This window comes from Halomonas sp. (assembly GCF_033549285.1).
Taxonomy (GTDB): domain Bacteria; phylum Pseudomonadota; class Gammaproteobacteria; order Pseudomonadales; family Halomonadaceae; genus Halomonas.
In genome coordinates, this window is the sequence record NZ_JAWSUJ010000099.1 from 1 (window position 1) to 16,560 (window position 16,560).

General features: G+C 66.8%; 19 protein-coding genes. 2 read left to right on the forward strand and 17 right to left on the reverse strand.

Annotated elements, in window-relative coordinates; translation table 11 throughout:
* From ytpR to SCI24_RS17550, 8 genes are all read right to left on the reverse strand, one after another.
* On the reverse strand, positions 1-475 hold a 475-nt coding region (gene ytpR, locus SCI24_RS17515), incomplete at its 3' end, for a YtpR family tRNA-binding protein (protein WP_412930108.1).
* 34 nt (positions 476-509) lie between these two features.
* Positions 510-1,529 carry a phenylalanine--tRNA ligase subunit alpha gene (gene pheS / locus SCI24_RS17520; protein WP_318726603.1) on the reverse strand — a complete coding sequence of 340 codons (1,020 nt, stop codon included), beginning with the start codon at positions 1,527-1,529 and terminating at the stop codon, positions 510-512.
* Positions 1,530-1,658: 129 nt separating this feature from the next.
* Positions 1,659-2,012, reverse strand: coding sequence for a 50S ribosomal protein L20 (gene rplT, locus SCI24_RS17525; RefSeq protein WP_013332273.1), 354 nt, complete (start codon positions 2,010-2,012; stop codon positions 1,659-1,661).
* A 37-nt stretch (positions 2,013-2,049) separates the two neighbouring features.
* On the reverse strand, positions 2,050-2,244 hold the full coding sequence (rpmI, locus tag SCI24_RS17530) for a 50S ribosomal protein L35 (protein WP_016854829.1): 195 nt from the start codon (positions 2,242-2,244) through the stop codon (positions 2,050-2,052).
* 129 nt (positions 2,245-2,373) lie between these two features.
* Complete coding sequence (gene infC / locus SCI24_RS17535; protein ID WP_278034017.1) at positions 2,374-2,916, reverse strand: translation initiation factor IF-3; 543 nt, start codon at positions 2,914-2,916, stop codon at positions 2,374-2,376.
* 34 nt (positions 2,917-2,950) lie between these two features.
* Positions 2,951-4,852, reverse strand: coding sequence for a threonine--tRNA ligase (gene thrS / locus SCI24_RS17540; RefSeq protein WP_318726604.1), 1,902 nt, complete (start codon positions 4,850-4,852; stop codon positions 2,951-2,953).
* Positions 4,853-5,070: 218 nt separating this feature from the next.
* A complete protein-coding gene (locus SCI24_RS17545) occupies positions 5,071-5,886 on the reverse strand; it encodes an OmpA family protein (RefSeq protein WP_318726605.1) in 816 nt (271 codons plus the stop codon).
* Between the two features lie 301 nt (positions 5,887-6,187).
* Positions 6,188-6,655 (reverse strand): DUF2489 domain-containing protein, encoded by a 468-nt coding sequence (locus SCI24_RS17550; protein WP_318726606.1) that lies wholly within the window; start codon positions 6,653-6,655, stop codon positions 6,188-6,190.
* Between the two features lie 180 nt (positions 6,656-6,835).
* Here SCI24_RS17550 and SCI24_RS17555 point away from each other — a divergent pair, with 180 nt between their 5' ends.
* The gene (locus SCI24_RS17555) at positions 6,836-8,296 is read left to right on the forward strand and encodes a DASS family sodium-coupled anion symporter (RefSeq protein WP_318726607.1); all 1,461 of its coding nucleotides are present in this window, start codon (positions 6,836-6,838) and stop codon (positions 8,294-8,296) included.
* A 90-nt stretch (positions 8,297-8,386) separates the two neighbouring features.
* Here the strand turns inward: SCI24_RS17555 and cyoE are convergent, their stop codons facing one another.
* Genes cyoE through SCI24_RS17575 form a run of 4 tightly spaced genes read right to left on the reverse strand, consistent with a single transcriptional unit; the run spans position 8,387 to position 11,627 of the window.
* Positions 8,387-9,307: a heme o synthase gene (gene cyoE / locus SCI24_RS17560; RefSeq protein ID WP_318726608.1), complete on the reverse strand. Its 921-nt coding sequence runs from the start codon at positions 9,305-9,307 to the stop codon at positions 8,387-8,389.
* Positions 9,300-10,367: a COX15/CtaA family protein gene (locus SCI24_RS17565; RefSeq protein WP_318726609.1), complete on the reverse strand. Its 1,068-nt coding sequence runs from the start codon at positions 10,365-10,367 to the stop codon at positions 9,300-9,302. The genes cyoE and SCI24_RS17565 overlap by 8 nt, the downstream gene beginning before the upstream one ends.
* A complete protein-coding gene (locus SCI24_RS17570; protein WP_318726610.1) occupies positions 10,357-10,917 on the reverse strand; it encodes a hypothetical protein in 561 nt (186 codons plus the stop codon). Before SCI24_RS17570 ends, SCI24_RS17565 begins: the two co-directional genes overlap by 11 nt.
* Positions 10,914-11,627, reverse strand: a complete 714-nt coding sequence (locus SCI24_RS17575; RefSeq protein WP_318726611.1) for an SURF1 family protein — start codon at positions 11,625-11,627, stop codon at positions 10,914-10,916. The genes SCI24_RS17570 and SCI24_RS17575 overlap by 4 nt, the downstream gene beginning before the upstream one ends.
* A 31-nt stretch (positions 11,628-11,658) precedes the next feature.
* On the opposite strand from SCI24_RS17575, the gene SCI24_RS17580 reads away from it, so the two are divergent.
* Complete coding sequence (locus tag SCI24_RS17580) at positions 11,659-11,853, forward strand: DUF2909 family protein (protein ID WP_318726612.1); 195 nt, start codon at positions 11,659-11,661, stop codon at positions 11,851-11,853.
* 2 nt (positions 11,854-11,855) lie between these two features.
* On the opposite strand, the gene SCI24_RS17585 is transcribed toward SCI24_RS17580, so the two are convergent.
* From SCI24_RS17585 to SCI24_RS17605, 5 genes are all read right to left on the reverse strand, one after another.
* Positions 11,856-12,719 (reverse strand): cytochrome c oxidase subunit 3, encoded by an 864-nt coding sequence (locus SCI24_RS17585; protein WP_278033888.1) that lies wholly within the window; start codon positions 12,717-12,719, stop codon positions 11,856-11,858.
* On the reverse strand, positions 12,716-13,312 hold the full coding sequence (locus tag SCI24_RS17590) for a cytochrome c oxidase assembly protein (protein ID WP_318726613.1): 597 nt from the start codon (positions 13,310-13,312) through the stop codon (positions 12,716-12,718). The genes SCI24_RS17585 and SCI24_RS17590 overlap by 4 nt, the downstream gene beginning before the upstream one ends.
* A 30-nt stretch (positions 13,313-13,342) precedes the next feature.
* Complete coding sequence (gene ctaD / locus SCI24_RS17595; RefSeq protein ID WP_133637776.1) at positions 13,343-14,977, reverse strand: cytochrome c oxidase subunit I; 1,635 nt, start codon at positions 14,975-14,977, stop codon at positions 13,343-13,345.
* A gap of 45 nt (positions 14,978-15,022) precedes the next feature.
* The gene (gene coxB / locus SCI24_RS17600; protein ID WP_318726614.1) at positions 15,023-16,150 is read right to left on the reverse strand and encodes a cytochrome c oxidase subunit II; all 1,128 of its coding nucleotides are present in this window, start codon (positions 16,148-16,150) and stop codon (positions 15,023-15,025) included.
* A 120-nt stretch (positions 16,151-16,270) separates the two neighbouring features.
* On the reverse strand, positions 16,271-16,444 hold the full coding sequence (locus SCI24_RS17605) for a DUF2970 domain-containing protein (RefSeq protein WP_318726615.1): 174 nt from the start codon (positions 16,442-16,444) through the stop codon (positions 16,271-16,273).
* Positions 16,445-16,560: the final 116 nt, after the last annotated feature.

Here is a 16,560-nt window from a genome sequence, read left to right on the forward strand (position 1 = left end):
TGGTGTGGTCGTCGAGGCCCATGTAGTCACGGAACCCCTCGCCTACCGTCGCGCCGGGCGGCAGCACGAGGATGCCCGCGGAGGTCTCCTCCGCGAGGCCCAGCTCGGAGGCCGAGCAGATCATGCCGCGGGACTCGACGCCGCGCAGCTTGGCCTTCCTGATCGTGAAGTCACCGGGCAGCACCGCACCGACCCGGGCGAAGGGCACCTTCTGCCCCACGGCCACATTGGGTGCCCCGCAGACCACCTGGACGGGCTCGCCGCTGCCGTCATCGACCCGGCAGACGTTGAGCTTGTCGGCATCGGGATGGGGCTCCTTGCCGACCACCTCCGCCACCACGACCTCGCTGAAGGCGGCGGCCACCGGTTCCACGGCATCGACCTCCAGGCCGGCCATGGTGATCTGGTCGGCCAGCGCCTGGGTGGAGAGCGCCGGCGAGACCCAGTCACGCAGCCACTGTTCGGAAAATTTCATGACGTATCCTGTGTTCTGCTTATCCGGTGGTCGATCAGGCGAACTGGCGCAGGAAGCGCAAATCGTTATCGAAGAACAACCGCAGGTCATTGACGCCGTAGCGCAGCATCGCCAGCCGCTCGGCGCCCATGCCGAAGGCGAAGCCGGTGTAGCGCTCGGCGGCGATGCCGGAGTGGCGGAACACCTCGGGATGCACCATCCCGCAGCCCATCACTTCCAGCCAGCCACTGTGGGAGCAGACCCGGCAGCCCTCGCCGCCGCACATCACGCACTGGATATCGACCTCCGCCGAGGGCTCGGTGAAGGGGAAGTAGGAGGGCCGGAAGCGCACCGAGAGATCATCGCGCTCAAAGAAGGCGTGCAGGAAGTCCTGGATGGTGCCCTTGAGGTCGGCGAAGCTGACGTCCTCGTCGACCAGCAACCCCTCGACCTGGTGGAACATCGGGGTATGGGTCAGGTCGGAATCGCTGCGGTAGACGCGGCCGGGACAGACGATGCGGATCGGTGGCTCGGCTTCCTTCATGGTCCGCACCTGCACCGGCGAGGTATGGGTCCTCAGCAACCGGGTGGCATCGAAGTAGAAGGTGTCGGCCATGCCCCGCGCCGGATGGTGGGCGGGGATATTGAGGGCCTCGAAGTTGTGGTAGTCGTCCTCGATCTCGGGACCGACCGCCACGTCGTAGCCGATGCGGGTGAAGAGCCCCTCGATGCGCTCCAGGGTCAGGGTCACCGGGTGCAGGCCACCGCTCGGCTGGCCGCGCCCCGGCAGGGTCACGTCGAGGCGCTCGGCCGCCAGGCGTGCCTCGAGGGCCGCCTTCTCCAGGGCCCGACGGCGCTCGTCCAGCTCCTTGCCCAGGGCCTGCTTGGCCTGGTTGATGCGCTCGCCCGCGGCCGGGCGCTCCTCGGCAGGCAGCTTGCCCAGCCCCTTGAGCAGTGCGGTGATCTCGCCCTTCTTGCCGAGATAGCGGACGCGCAGCTCGTCCAGCGCGGCCAGGCTGTCGGCGGCGTGGATGGCGTCGCGGGCCTCGGCAACCAGAGTGGGAAGGTGGTCCATCCGTTGAGCTCCGAAGTCTTTCAAAAAAGCGGTCGTAAAAAAACAGGGGAAGAGCGGCTGCTCTTCCCCTGCGACGATCATGGTCCGGCGTCACGGCGCGTGCCGCGGCCGGCCAAGGGTCGACGTCCCTTACTGGGCAGCCTTGGCCTTCTCGACGATGGCGGCAAAGGCAGCCTTCTCGTTGACGGCCAGATCGGCCAGCACCTTGCGGTCGATCTCGATACCGGCCTTCTTCAGGCCACCGACGAAGCGGCTGTAGGACAGGCCGTGCTGACGGGCACCGGCGTTGATGCGCTGGATCCACAGGGCGCGGAACTGGCGCTTGCGCTGGCGGCGGTCACGGTAGGCGTACTGACCGGCCTTGATGACGGCCTGCTTGGCCACGCGGAAGACGCGTGAACGGGCACCATAGTAGCCCTTGGCCTGCTTGAGGATCTTCTTGTGACGACGACGTGCGACGACACCACGCTTGACACGAGTCATGGCTATCTCCTGACGTTAGAGGGGTTCACCCGGAGCGTTACAGGTTCGGCAGCATGCGCTGCACGAGCTGCTTGTCGGCGTCGTGGATCTGCTTCATCCCGCGCAGCTGACGCTTCCGCTTGGTGGACTTCTTGGTCAGGATGTGACTGCGAAACGACTGCTTGTGCTTGAAGCCGTTGGCCGTCTTCTTGAAGCGCTTGGCAGCGCCGCTGTTGCTCTTGATTTTCGGCACGAGATTAACTCCGCTCGAGGTTCTTGAGAAAACCCGCGGCCGACGCATGGCGACTGCCATACGCCCGTTGAACCGGCCATCGGATCACTTTTTGGGCACCGCTTGCCGGGCGGTACCGGGTACTGCAGTTTACTGCTTCTTCTTGGGGGCAATGATCATGATCATCTGGCGCCCTTCCATCTTGGGGAAGGATTCCACGGTCCCGATCTCCTCGAGATCGGCGGCGATCCGCTCCATCAGCTTGCGCCCGATGTCCTGGTGCGCCATCTCGCGACCGCGGAAGCGCAGCGTGACCTTGCCCTTGTCGCCACCTTCGAGGAAGCGGATCAGGTTCTTCATCTTGACCTGATAGTCCCCCTCGTCGGTGCCAGGCCGGAACTTGACTTCCTTGACCTGAATCTGCTTCGTCTTCTTCTTCTGAGCAGCCTTCTGTTTCTTCTGCTCGAAGACGAACTTGCCGTAGTCCATGATCTTGCAGACGATGGGGTCGGCATTGGAAATCTGCACGAGGTCCATACCGGCCGCTTCGGCTCGCTCCAGCGCCTCGCTGGTAGGCACGATGCCCAGCTGCTCGCCGTCGCTGTCGATCAGGCGAACCTGATCCTCGGTAATCCGCTCGTTCATGGGGGGGCGCTTGTCTTGAACACGCCCTCTTGGGTTGCTTCGCTTGATGGTTCCGTCTCCACTTCAGCTTGGGAAGTTGTCGCTATTGCCGCTCGGCCCGAACACGGTCGATGAAGGCATCCACCCCCATCGTACCAAGGTTCTCGCCACTGCGCGTACGCACGGCCACCGAGTCGGACTCGACTTCCTTATCTCCCACCACCAGGAGATAGGGGACCTTCTGCAACGTATGCTCGCGGATTTTAAAGCCGATCTTCTCGTTCCTCAAGTCCGACTTGACGCGCAGGCCGACTTTCTGCAAACGCTCCACCACTGACATGGCATGGTCGCGCTGCGCATCGGTGATGGTCATGACCACCACCTGCTGGGGTGCCAGCCACAGCGGCATGGCGCCGGCATAGTGCTCGATAAGGATGCCGAGGAAGCGCTCGAAGGAGCCGAGGATCGCCCGATGCAGCATCACCGGGGTCTTGCGGACACCGTCCTCATCAACGAACTGCGCCCCCAGCCGGCCCGGCAGGTTGAAGTCGAGCTGCAGGGTGCCGCACTGCCAGACCCGGTTGAGGCAGTCGCGCAGCGAGAACTCGATCTTGGGTCCGTAGAAGGCGCCCTCGCCCGGCTGCAGCTCCCAGTCGAGGCCGGTGGCGTCGAGCGCGGCCTCGAGACCGGCTTCGGCGCGGTCCCAGAGCTCCGGCTCACCCAGGAAGTCGTCGTCGGGTCGCGTGGAGAGCTTGAGCTCCACGTCATCGAAGCCCAGCTCCCGATAGACCTTCATGGTCAGGGCGATGAAGGCCTCGGCCTCGGACTGGATCTGCCCCTCGGTGCAGAAGATATGGGCATCGTCCTGGGTGAAGCCGCGCACCCGCATCAGGCCGTGCAGCGCGCCGGAGGGCTCGTTGCGGTGACAGCTGCCGAACTCGGCCAGGCGCAGGGGCAGGTCACGGTAGCTCTTCAGCCCCTGGTTGAACACCTGGACGTGACAGGGGCAGTTCATCGGCTTTACCGCGTAGTCGCGCTTCTCCGACTCGGTGGTGAACATCATGTCGCTGTAGTGCCCCCAGTGACCGGAGGCCTTCCACAGCGAGAGGTCAACGATCTGTGGCGTCTTGATCTCCTGGTAGCCGTTCTCGACCTGGACCCGGCGCATGTACTGCTCCAGGGCCTGGTAGATCGTCCAGCCGTTGGGGTGCCAGAAGACCATTCCCGGCGCCTCCTCCTGGAGGTGGAAGAGGTCCATCCGCTTCGCCAGCTTGCGATGGTCGCGCTTCTCGGCCTCCTCGAGACGCTTGAGGTAGGCCTTGAGCTGCTTCCTGTCGGGCCAGGCCGTGCCGTAGATCCGCGTCAGCATCGGGTTCTCGGCGTTGCCGCGCCAGTAGGCACCCGCCAGCTTGGTCAGCTTGAACGCCTTCAGGTGCCGGGTATTGGGGACGTGAGGCCCCCGGCACATGTCCACGTACTCCTCGTGATGGTAGAGACGGATGGTCTCTCCCTCGGGGATCCCGCGCACGATCTCCTGCTTGTAGGGCTCCTCACGATGCAGGAAGGTCAGCATCGCCTGGTCACGGTCAACGTACTCGCGCACCACGTCGTACTCGTGGTCGATCAGCGCCTTCATGCGGGCCTCGATCGCCTCGAGGTCATCTGGGGTCACCGAACGCCCGAAGTCGACGTCATAGTAGAAGCCGTCCTCGATCACCGGGCCGATGGCCATCCTGGCCTCGGGATAGAGCTGCTTGACGGCATGGCCGATCAGGTGGGCGCAGGAGTGGCGGATGACCTCCAGGCCCTCCGGGTCGCGGGCGGTGAGGATCGCCACCTCGGCGTCGCGGTCGATGACATCGGCGGCATCCACCTGGACACCGTCGATCTTGCCGGCCACGCAGGCCTTGGCGAGGCCGGGGCCGATGCTCTCGGCCAGTTGCATCACGGTGAGGGGGGCGTCGAAGGATCTCTGACTGCCGTCGGGCAGGGTCACGATGGGCATGAAGTGTCCTTGTGCGCAGTGGTGATCCATACCAGGGATCACGTGTCGCCAGCAGAATGGTCGTGGAAAAAGCGAGGCCTAGCCTAGCAGAAGCGCCCCCTGCGGCGCCATGGGGGCTCAGGAGGCGCAACACGAGAGAAGGCGCCCGCAGGCGCCTTCGCTCGTTGTGCCGTCGGCCCCGGGACGTGCCCGGGGCTAAGGGCTGGGTCAGGGCAGGATCACTCCCACTCGCCCAGCTCCACGCGACGGTTCTCGGCACGACCCGCATCGGTGTCGTTGGTGGCCACCGGCTGGGACTCACCGTAACCGGTGGTCTGCATGCGGTCCCGCCGGACACCCTGGCTGGCCAGGTAGTCAGCCACGGAATCGGCACGCTCCTGGGACAGCTGCTGGTTGTAGGCATCGCTGCCCACGGAGTCGGTGTGACCCTCGATGCGCACGCGGACGTTCTCGTTGGCACGCAGCTTCTCGGCCACGCCATCGAGGATCTGCTCGGCGCCCATGGTCAGGGTCGCGGAGTCGAACTCGAAGTTGACGTCACGCAGCACCAGGTCCTCTTCGCAGCCCAGGGCATTGACCTCGGCACCGGCCGGGGTTCCCGGGCACTGGTCCTGGTAGTCCGGCACGCCATCGTTGTCGGAGTCCAGCGGACAGCCCACGGCATCCACGGCCACGCCGGCCGGGGTTCCCGGGCACTGGTCATTGGCATCGATGACGCCGTCGCCATCGGTATCGCGCGGCGGCGGCTCCGCCGGTGCCGGCGAGGTATCGGCACACAGCATGGCACCGATGGTGGCACCGGCCGTGGTACCTATGGCAGCACCGGTATCCTCATCCGAATCGCTGCTAGATGCATAGCCGATGCCACCGCCGATCAGGCCGCCGGCCAGACCGCAGACGGCCGGGTGCTGATACCAGGAGCGGTCGGACGACGCAGCGGCACCGCCACTGGATTGGGAAGCTGAGCTGGCACAGCCGGACAGGCCGACCACCAGCGCGGAACCGAGCAACAAGCCAGTCGTGGATTTTTTCATGTTAAGACTCCTTCTTCTTGACGTCATCCCGGTGTGCCAGGCCAAGGCCTCCATCACCCGGGGTTCCGAGGAATGACCCGAGGGAAGCGGTCCCCGACCCGCTTCCTGCACCTACCAAGAAAGCACGTAAGTGCCTTCTCGGCCAGTCCGGTCCTTCGATGGCCGTGGCCTCCAGCCATATATCAGCCATCTACGAGACTCGACAAGCTTGCAGCAGAGACCGGGCGGTTGCAATCGCGAGATGGTGCGCAACCGCACAAAGGCCCGGCGCGTGACGGTCGCGGCACCTGGCCTGCAGCCCTCAGTGCAGACTGCCCGGCCAGCCACGACGGAACTCCATCACCGCCGCTGCCGCCTTGAGCACCGGCTCCCGAAACTCCTCCTCCACCGCCAGGCGCTCGCGATCCTCTCGGACGCGGTCGCGGGGACTGAGCGCCTGGCGGGCGGAGTGGGTATGCAGGTGACGGGTGCGCTGATGCACCTCGTCGAAGGCGCGGAAGTCGGGGCGCTCGGTCAGCCGCTGGTCGAGAATCTCCAGCAGCACCTTGCAGCGCCAGCTACCCTCGGTGATATCCACCTGCTCCTGGACCAGCGCCGAGGCGACCATCCCGAGATTCTCCAGGCAGTTCTGATGGGCGCGCTGCAGCTCCTCCTCGCGGAAGGCCTTGCGCCGCCGAACCTCCTTCCAGAGGGTGAAGGCATAGGCCGCGAGGCCGGCGATGATGGCCAGTGCCAGGCCGAGAAGCGTCAGTGCCAGGGTAGAGGTCATGGGCGTATCCCAGTCGGTTCAGTGCATGTACAAATATTATACACGATCAATCTGCCTCCCTAAATCAACAGCAGTGCCCACTGTGACCGGGAAGAAGGCGCCGTGTTGCATAGCGGGCCCTGCACGGCGCCGGCAATCTGCGTATTACCCCCTCCTCTCCCACCCCGGCAAGGAGCGATGATGCCCCACCCCCCCGACGCCTCTCACGTGCCCTCTCCGGCGCCCTCCCTCTCCGCACGCATCGGCCTCTGGCTGGGGCCCCTCTGGGTGCTGATGACCCTCCTGCTGCCCGCCCCGGCCGGCATGGCCGAACCGGCCTGGGCCTGCGTGGGACTCGCCCTGCTGATGGCCACCTGGTGGTCCACCGAGGCCATTCCGATCCCCGCCACCTCGCTGCTGCCGCTGGCCCTGGTGCCGGCACTGGGGATCGGCGGGATGAGCGAGACGGCCGCCAGCTATGCCAACCCGATCATCTACCTGTTCCTCGGCGGCTTCCTGCTCGGCATCGCCATGCAGCGCTGGAACCTGCACAGACGCATCGCCCTTCACGTGCTGCGCCTGGTCGGCCACAAGCCGCACCAGCAGATCGGCGGCTTCATGCTGGCCACGGGCTTTCTCAGCATGTGGGTCTCCAACACGGCCACGGCCATCATGATGCTGCCGATCGGCATGTCGGTGGTCAGCCTGCTGGACAGCAGCGACCCCGAGGAACTGCGCCGCTACGCCACGGCGCTGCTGCTGGCCATCGCCTACGCCGCCAGCATCGGCGGCGTGGCCACCCTGATCGGCACGCCGCCCAATGCCCTGCTGGCCGGCTACCTGGCCGAGGACCGCGGCATCGACATCGGCTTCGCCCAGTGGATGATGATCGGCCTGCCCATCAGCGTCGCCATGATGGTCAGTGCCTGGTGGTGGCTGACTCGCCGCGGTTTCGCCCTGGACGCCGGCGAGGACAGTGCCGGCATGGTCCGCGACGAGCTGGCCAAGCTTGGCCGGACCAGCCCCGCCGAGCGACGGGTGGGCCTCGTCTTCCTGCTCGCCGCGGTGACCTGGATGCTGCGTCCGCTGCTCAATGACGTCGGGCTCGACTGGCTCTCCGACACGGGCATCGCCATCATCGCCGGCATTGCGCTGTTCCTGGTGCCGGCCGGCCGCGAGCGCGGGGTGCGCCTCATGGACTGGGAGTCGGCGCGCGAGCTGCCCTGGGGCATCCTGCTGCTGTTCGGGGGTGGCCTGGCCCTGGCCGGCTCCATCAGCCGTTCGGGCCTGGCGGAGTGGATCGCCCAGCAGCTCGGGGTGTTCGGCACCTTCCCGCTGCTGGCAATGGTCGGCGTGGTGGTGCTGGTGATCATCTTCCTCACCGAGGTGACCTCCAATACCGCCACCGCCGCCGCCTTCCTGCCGCTGCTCGGCGCCCTGGCCCTGTCGCTGGACATCTCGCCGCTGCTGATCACGGTGCCGGCCGCCATTGCCGCCAGCTGCGCCTTCATGATGCCGGTGGCCACGCCGCCCAACGCGATCGTCTTCGCCACCGGCCACATGAAGATCCAGTCGATGATCCGTGCCGGCTTCGTGCTCAACCTGATTAGCACGGTGCTGGTGACCCTGATGGCCTATTTCCTGATCGTCACGCTCTGGTAAGGGGCCGTCGGCGCCCAGGACGCAACGAGCCCGGCCATTCGGCCGGGCTCGTTGCTTCGAGGGACAACGCCCTGGCGTTCCGGCAAGGCCTCAGGCGGCCAGCATCCAGGCGGGGCCATAGTGGTCCAGAAGCAGCACGCCGAAGACACCCAGGATATAGCGGATGGAGAACCAGAAGGCCGCCAGGGGGGCCTGGGGGTCATGGCCGCGCCAGACCCGCCAGTTCCACACCATGAAGCGCAGGTTGAGCGCCATCACCCCCACCAGATAGAGCACTCCGCTCATGCCGATGGTGAAGGGCAGCAGGGTCACCGCCACCGTCAGCCAGCCATAGAGCCACACCTGCAACCGGGTGAAGGCCTCGCCATGGGTGACCGGCAGCATCGGCACCCCGGCACGGGCATACTCGTCGCGCTTGTGGATCGCCAGCGCCCAGAAGTGGGGCGGCGTCCAGGCGAAGATGATCAGCATCAGCAGCAGCGGCTCGGGACCCAGCTGTCCGGTGACCGCGGTCCAGCCCAGCAGCGGGGGCGCGGCCCCCGCCACCCCGCCGATGACGATGTTCTGCGGCGTGGCATGCTTGAGGAAGGCGGTATAGATGAGGGCATAGCCGATCAGGGAGCCCAGGGTCAGCCAGGCCGTCAGCAGGTTCACCTGCCAGGCCAGCAGCCCGATGCCACAAGCCGAGAGCAGGGTCGCCCAGGCCAGGGCCAGCGGCGTGGGCATGCGCTGGGTCGCCAGCGGGCGGCGGGCGGTGCGCAGCATCAGCGCATCCAGGCGACGGTCAACCACATGGTTGAAGGCCGCGGCCCCACCGGCGGCCAGGCCGATGCCGACCAGTCCGAATACCACGGCCGCGGGGGCCGGCAGCGGTGCGGCCAGCAGCATGCCGACCAGGGTACAGACCAGCATCACCGCCACGACCCGAGGCTTGCACAGCGTATAGAGGTCTCGCCAGCCCCACCCGGCGAGATGGCCGACTGCCCCACGCTCCATCATGACTTCAGACATGCGCCAACTCCTCCTTCGTTGCAGTATCCCGAGCGCCCGTCGGCTCGACGGCCGTCGACCAGCGCCACAGGGCCAGGGTCATGGCCACCACCAGCATCACCGCCCCGGCAGTGTGCAGCAGGGCCAGCCACAGAGGCAGCCAGGCCAGCACGTTGGCGATGCCGATCACCACCTGAACGCCATAGGCCCCGCCCAGCAAGGCCAGCCAGGGGCGCATCGGCGCATCTCGCCGATGGCGCCAGGCGAGCAGCAGCAGGCTCAGGCCCAGGGCGAGGGCACCGAGCCGGTGCCCGACCTGGATGGCACTGCGCGCCTCGGCATGCAGCTGGCCGTGCAGGTAGTTGGGGCCCACCGTCTGGGTCAGGTGGAAGCCCTCGCTCCAGTCCATCGCCGGCCACCACTGGCCGTTGCAGGTGGGAAAGCCCTGACAGGCGATCCCGGCATAGTTGCTCGAGGTCCAGCCGCCCAGCGCCAGCTGCCCCACCAGCAGCAGAAGCGCCACTCCCCATAGTGACGTCAGGCGTCGGTGTGGGCTGCAAGCGGCCGCGCCGGACGAGAAACGGCGCAGGCGCAGATGCAGCCACAGGAACAGCACCAACACCGTCAGTCCCCCCAGCAGGTGCAGGGTCACCACCTGGGGCCACAGCTTGAGGGTCACCGTGAAGGCCCCGAAGGTGCCCTGCAGCAGGATCACCGCCAGCAGGGCCAGGCTGGTGGCCCAGGGATAGCCGACTTCCCGGCGCCACCGCGCGCCCAGGAGCACCAGGGCGATGACCACAATCCCGAGGGTCGAGGCCAGGTAGCGGTGCACCATCTCCACCCAGGCCTTGGCGGACTCCAGGGGCACCTCGGGGGAGTGGGCCAGCGCCCGTTCTGCATCCGGCACCACCAGGGCCCCGTAGCACCCCGGCCAGTCGGGACATCCCAGGCCGGCATCCACCAGCCGCGTCCAGGCCCCCACCAGCACCACCACGGCGGTGAAGACGACCCCTGCCAGGCTCAACCCGACCAGCCACCGACGGCGGCCCTCATCGCCGGCGACCAACGCGCTACTCGCCATCTGCGCCGCCTCCCACCACGCTCGAGACCTGGTCGAACCGTGCCATGGGAGGCTCGGGATTCATGCGCAGCAGGCGCCTCAGGTCGTCGAGCACGTCGGCGGTCGCGACGTCCGGGGCGTAGCCGAGCACCGGCCGGCCCTCGGGGTCGAGGATCCAGAGGCGATGGGGAGAACGCCAGCCGGCCTCTCCGGTCCAGCTTGCCACGGCCGCGCCAGGCAGCGGTTCGCCGCCACCGCCGATGCGCAGGCGACTGACCCGGTCGGCCTCGCGCCCCAGGGCACGATGCAGGCGCCACCAGCGGTCGGCATTGTCGTCACACGCGTCGGGACAGTCGAAGGCCAGCAGCCAGTCGCTCTCCCCCTGTTTCTCCACGGTCGTCAACGGCCACTGCGACAGGAGGGGCAGCGAGGGTTGCAGCTCGCCATGGGCCGTGCGTCCGTCGGGGATGCCGATGCGCCACTCCACCATGCCCCAGGCCACGGCCACCGGCAGGGCGAAGATCGCGAAGAAGGCCAACAGCTTGAGGCGCTGGCGTCCGGCGTGGGTCATCGTGGGGTCTCCTTGCTCGGGATGGACGTCGGGTCGGGGCGTCGAGCCTGGCGGCGGGCGCCCACCAGCATGATCACCAGGGCGGCCAGGGCCAGCCCCCACCACTGCAGGGCATAGCCCAGGTGGCGCTCCGGCGGCACCACGCTGGGCTGCCACCAGGATTCCAGATGGCCCGGCCCCTGCTCGAGGTGCAGCCAGCCGGGGTGCGCGAATGTCGATGCTAGGTCCCAGGCCGAGAGGTCGATGCGCTGAAGGCGGTTACCCTCCCGGTTGGGGCCGAACAGCGGAGCCGCCTCGCCGGCCGTCTGCCAGCGGCCTTCCAGGCTCACCGTGCCCTCGGGCGTCTCCACCGAGGGGGCAGCCCGGCTGGGGCCGGTCGGCAGGAAGCCGCGCTGCACCAGCCACAGCCTGCCCTCGACGTCACGAAACGGGGTCAGGGGCGCCACGCCGAGGCGCCCCTCATGGGTGCGGTTATCGAGGAACAGGGTCTCCTCGGCGAGATATTCGCCCGTCAGGATCAGCTGCGAACCGTCCGGTGGTGCTACCACCGGCGCCTCGATGCGCGGCGCGGCGGCCAGACGGGCCAGGTAGTCGCGCTTGTCCGCGGCACGTTCCCACTGCCATAGTCCCAGTGCGAGGCCCAGCACCACCAGGCAGGACCAGAATCCCCACCAGCCTATCCGACGCGCCGCCGAGGGGCCGCGATGCACGCCGGATGTCAATCCTCTACGGGAGCCGTGAATGTTTCTCAAGATATCGATTGCCCTTGTCTTCCTGGCCATGGTCACCAGCCTGGCCGTGGGTGCCGGCTTCCTGGTCCGGGATGGCAGCCGCTCACGGCGGGTGCTGATCTCCCTCAAGGTCCGGGTGGCCCTGGCCACCCTGCTGCTCGCCCTGCTGGGCTATGGCTTCTACTTCGGCGGCCTCGGCATCTAGCCTCAGAACACATAGACGAAGATGAACAGCCCGATCCAGACCACATCGACGAAGTGCCAGTACCAGGCCGCCGCCTCGAAGCCGAAGTGGTCATCGGCCGTGAAGTGCCCGCGGAATACCCGTACCAGCATCACCGCCAGGATGATGGTGCCGATGATCACGTGCAGCCCGTGGAAACCGGTGAGCAGGAAGAAGGTGGCGCCATAGATGCCCGCCTGCAGGGTGATGCCGTAGTGGGCATAGGCCTCGTAGTATTCCACCCCCTGGATGGTGATGAAGCAGAGCCCCAGCAGCACGGTCACCGAGAGCCAGAAGCGGGCACTGTCGCGGAACCCTTCCTTGATGCCCTCGTGGGCGATGGTCAGGGTGATGCTGGAGGAGACCAGGATCAGGGTATTGACCAGCGGCAGATGCCAGGGACTGAAGGTCTCCGTCGGCCCCTCGATGGAAGCATCCGGCGGGTTGAGCAGCGGCCAGCTGGCGGTGAAGTCCGGCCACAGCAGGGCTGCCACCCCCTTGGCGCCCTCGCCATCGAGCCAGGGCAGCGCGAAGGTGCGTACGTAGAAGAGCGCGCCGAAGAAGGCGGCGAAGAACATCACCTCCGAGAAGATGAACCAGCCCATCCCCCAGCGGAAGGAGCGGTCCATCTGGTCGTCATAGAGCCCGCCCCGGGACTCGAGGACGACATCGCGGAACCACAGCGCCATCACCGCCAGCACCCCGACCAGGCCGAGCGCCATGACCGGCATGCCAGCCGCGCCATGCACCAGCAACGTCCCGGTGCCGATCATCATCGCCCCCAGCGCCAGCGACGCCAGGATGGGCCACTTGCTGGACTCGGGAACATAGTAGCTGCCACCACTCATGCGCTGTCTCCTTCTTTGATCGGCCCGCGGGGCGACACCGCTGCCTGCGCCGGCTGCACGGGATAGAGGGTGTAGACCAGGGTCACCGTCTTGATGTCGGCCGGCAGGTCCCGGGTCAGCTGGAAGACCAGCGGTGCCTCCAGTCGCTCGCCGCCCTCCAGGCGCTGCTCCTGGAAGCAGAAGCAGCTGAGCTTGCGCAGGTGCACCGAGGCCTCCGAGGGGGAGACGCTGGGCACTGCCCTCGCCCGGCTCGCATCGCCCCCCCGGTTGCGGAAGGTGAAGAACACCTCGTTGCTCTGTCCCGGGTGGACCCGGACCTGGCGCGTCTGCACGTCGAGTTCCCAGGGCAGGCCGGCGCTCGCCCGGGTGATGAACTGCACCGTCACCATCCGCGTGGTGTCGACCTCCTCATGGACCAGCATCTGGGCGCTGTTGCTGGTCTTGCCGTTGAGGCCGGTGACCTCGCAGAAGACGTCATAGAGCGGCACCAGAGCGAAGGCGAAGGCGAACATCCCGGCCAGCACCACCAGGGTGCGGCTCACGGTCCGGCGCACCCCTTCCCGGCCTGTTGCCTGTTCGTCATGGCTGGCCATGCCTGCCTCCCGCGTCGCTGCCGACGCTACTCAGTGCTGCCGATGGGGATGGAAGTCCGGGGGCGTCTCGAAGGTATGCAGCGGGGCCGGGCTCGGCACGCTCCACTCCAGGTCCTCGGCACCCTCCCAGGCCTTGGCCGGGGCCTTCTCGCCGCCACGCACGCACTTGATGATGACCAGCACGAAGAGCAGTTGGGAGGCGCCGAAAAGGAAGGCGCCGAGGCTCGAGGCCACGTTGAAGTCGGCGAACTGCAGCGCATAGTCGGGGATGCGCCGCGGCATGCCGGCAAGCCCCGAGAAGTGCATCGGGAAGAAGGTCAGGTTCACGCCGATCACCGACAGCCAGAAGTGCCACTGGGAGAGGCGCAGGTGCGGGTAGTGGCCGGTCCACTTGGGCAGCCAGTAGTAGGCGCCGGCCAGGATCGCGAAGAGCGCGCCGGGCACCAGCACGTAGTGGAAGTGGGCCACCACGAAGTAGGTGTCGTGATACTGGAAGTCGGCCGGCGAGATGGCCAGCATCAGCCCCGAGAACCCCCCGACGGTGAACTGCACCACGAAGGCCAGGGCGAACAGCATCGGCGGCTCGAAGCTGATCGAGCCCCGGAACATCGTCGCCACCCAGTTGAAGACCTTCACCCCGGTGGGCACCGCGATCAGCATGGTGGTGTACATGAAGAAAAGCTCCGCCACCAGCGGCAGCCCGACCACGAACATGTGGTGGGCCCAGACCAGGAAGGAGAGGATGGCGATCGCCGCCGTGGCATAGACCATGGAGGCGTAGCCGAAGAGCCGCTTGCGCGAGAAGGTCGGAATGATCGCCGAGACGATGCCGAAGGCCGGCAGGATCATGATGTAGACCTCGGGATGCCCGAAGAACCAGAACAGGTGCTGGAACAGCACGGGGTCACCGCCGCCGGCCGCGTTGAAGAAGCTGGTGCCGAAGTTGATGTCCATCAGCATCATGGTGATCACCCCGGCCAGCACCGGCATCACCGCGATCAGCAGGAAGGCGGTGATCAGCCAGGTCCAGACGAACAGCGGCATGTCCATCATGCGCATCCCCGGCGCCCGCAGGTTGAGGATGGTGGCGATAATGTTGATGGCGCCGAGGATCGAGCTGATACCGGCGATATGCAGCGAGAGGATGAAGAAGGTGGTGGATGGTGGCGCGTAGGTGGTGGAGAGCGGCGCGTAGAAGGTCCAGCCGAAGTTGGGCCCGCCGCCCGGCATCAGCAGGGTGCTGAGCAGCAGCGTGAAGGCCACCGGCAGCAGCCAGAAGCTGAAGTTGTTGAGCCGCGGCAGGGCCATGTCCGGGGCGCCGATCTGCAGCGGCACCATCCAGTTCGCCAGCCCCACGAAGGCCGGCATGATCGCCCCGAACACCATGATCAGGCCGTGCATGGTGGTCATCTGGTTGAAGAACTCGGGCTGCACCAGCTGCAGGCCGGGCTGGAACAGCTCGGCCCGCACCACCAGGGCGAAGATCCCGCCGATGAAGAACATGGTCAGCGAGAAGATCAGGTAGAGGCTGCCGATCTCCTTGTGGTTGGTGGTCAGCAGCCAGCGCATCAGCCCGCGGGGCCGGGCATGGCCGGCCTCGGCCATGCCGCCGGCGGTGGCCGTGCTGTGCTCGGGGGTCGGCTTGGGGGGCAGTGTCGAAGCCATCGGAAATCTCCCTGTGACGTCGCGATAGAGAAACGGAAAGGCCGGTCACTCGCCCTGGTCGGCGAGGCGCTCGGCGATTTCCGACGGTTGCACGCTGTCGCCGGACTCGTTGCCCCAGGCATTGCGTTCGTAGGTGACCACCGCGGCGATCTCCACCGGATTCAGTGTGTTACGGAAGGCCGGCATGGCGGACCCGGAGACACCGTCGATCACGGTGCTGATATGGCGCTCCGGCTCGTCCAGCAGCGCCTGGTTGCCCGCCAGCGCCGGGAAGGCCGGCGGGTTGCCGGTGCCATCCGGCTGGTGACAGGAGGCACACACCGAGCCGTAGACCTGCTCGCCTCGCTCCATCAGCTCATCCATGCCCCACTCGCGATCGACGCCCTGGGCCTCCTGGGCGGCGGCCTCCTTGCGCTCGGCCAGCCACTCGTCGAAGCGCTCCTGCTCGACGGCCTCGACTACCACCGGCATGAAGGCGTGGTCCTTGCCGCACAGCTCGGCGCACTGGCCGCGATAGATACCGGGCTCCTCGATGCGCACCCAGTTCTCGTTGACGAAGCCGGGAATGGCGTCCTGCTTGACCGCCAGTTCGGGCACCCACCAGGAGTGGATGACGTCATCGGATGTCAGCAGCAGGCGCACCTTCTGCCCCACCGGCAGCACCAGCGGCTCGTCCACCTCGAGAAGGTAGTGCTCTCCCTTCTCGTCGGCGCCACTGATCTGCTCGCGGGGCGTCCCCAGGTTGGAGGTGAAGGCGACCTCCTCGCCCAGGTACTCATAGCGCCAGCGCCACTGCTGGCCGGTGACCATGATGTCGAGATCGGCCTCGGAAGTGTCGTACATGTTCTTGAGGGTCGCGGTGGCAGGCACCGCCATGGCCACAAGGATCAGCAGGGGGATCGCCGTCCAGATCACTTCCACGCTGGTGTGCTCGTGGAAGGTGGCGGCCTTGGCGCCGCGGGAATGGCGGTAGCGGAACAGCGAGTAGAACATCGCACCGAAGACGATGACCCCGATGATCACGCAGATCCAGAAGATGATCATGTGCAGGGAGTAGATGTCACGGCTGACTGCCGTGACGCCAACCGGCATGTTCCAGCCATTGGCCAGCGCGAGCGGGGTCAGGGCTGCGGAGGCCAGCCCTCCCACCATCCACACGAGAAACGTGCGCATCGGCGCCTCCTCAGGGTCATTGTTGTATTAGCGAGCGCTTGGAGCATTATAGAAGAGTGCGACAGTTCGTCACGCCTGCCGTCCGGGGCCAGGTAAACGGGCTCGTCAACGCTGGGCCGGTCAGCGCGCGGCCAGCACCGCCACGAGTGCCACCAGTACCACGAACACCAGCCCCATGAGCAGCCCCGCCGCGATGAAGGTGCCCGGGCGGTTGGACGCGAAATCCTCACGCCGTCGCGTATCCTTCTGCACCCCCAGGAAGGCCGCCAGCACCGACTTGATCGCCTGCCACATCCCGTTTCTCCTCCATTACCGCTGACGGACTCCCCACCACCCTAGTCGGGTAGACCGGGCGATTGCTCGACCCGGCCCCCCTCAGATCCGGGCATGCGCAATTGACGCACCCGGCT

Bases quoted from the DNA above. Each gene is read 5' to 3' on its own strand.
- SCI24_RS17550 (WP_318726606.1), bottom strand. From the start codon at position 6,655: ATGACCTCTACCCTGGCACTGACGCTTCTCGGCCTGGCACTGGCCATC.
- rplT (WP_013332273.1), bottom strand. From the start codon at position 2,012: ATGACTCGTGTCAAGCGTGGTGTCGTCGCACGTCGTCGTCACAAGAAG.
- pheS (WP_318726603.1), bottom strand. From the start codon at position 1,529: ATGGACCACCTTCCCACTCTGGTTGCCGAGGCCCGCGACGCCATCCAC.
- SCI24_RS17545 (WP_318726605.1), bottom strand. From the start codon at position 5,886: ATGAAAAAATCCACGACTGGCTTGTTGCTCGGTTCCGCGCTGGTGGTC.
- coxB (WP_318726614.1), bottom strand. From the start codon at position 16,150: ATGCGCACGTTTCTCGTGTGGATGGTGGGAGGGCTGGCCTCCGCAGCC.
- SCI24_RS17555 (WP_318726607.1), top strand. From the start codon at position 6,836: ATGCCCCACCCCCCCGACGCCTCTCACGTGCCCTCTCCGGCGCCCTCC.
- SCI24_RS17590 (WP_318726613.1), bottom strand. From the start codon at position 13,312: ATGGCCAGCCATGACGAACAGGCAACAGGCCGGGAAGGGGTGCGCCGG.
- thrS (WP_318726604.1), bottom strand. From the start codon at position 4,852: ATGCCCATCGTGACCCTGCCCGACGGCAGTCAGAGATCCTTCGACGCC.
- SCI24_RS17585 (WP_278033888.1), bottom strand. From the start codon at position 12,719: ATGAGTGGTGGCAGCTACTATGTTCCCGAGTCCAGCAAGTGGCCCATC.
- SCI24_RS17570 (WP_318726610.1), bottom strand. From the start codon at position 10,917: ATGACCCACGCCGGACGCCAGCGCCTCAAGCTGTTGGCCTTCTTCGCG.
- cyoE (WP_318726608.1), bottom strand. From the start codon at position 9,307: ATGTCTGAAGTCATGATGGAGCGTGGGGCAGTCGGCCATCTCGCCGGG.
- SCI24_RS17565 (WP_318726609.1), bottom strand. From the start codon at position 10,367: ATGGCGAGTAGCGCGTTGGTCGCCGGCGATGAGGGCCGCCGTCGGTGG.
- ctaD (WP_133637776.1), bottom strand. From the start codon at position 14,977: ATGGCTTCGACACTGCCCCCCAAGCCGACCCCCGAGCACAGCACGGCC.
- SCI24_RS17580 (WP_318726612.1), top strand. From the start codon at position 11,659: ATGTTTCTCAAGATATCGATTGCCCTTGTCTTCCTGGCCATGGTCACC.
- SCI24_RS17605 (WP_318726615.1), bottom strand. From the start codon at position 16,444: ATGTGGCAGGCGATCAAGTCGGTGCTGGCGGCCTTCCTGGGGGTGCAG.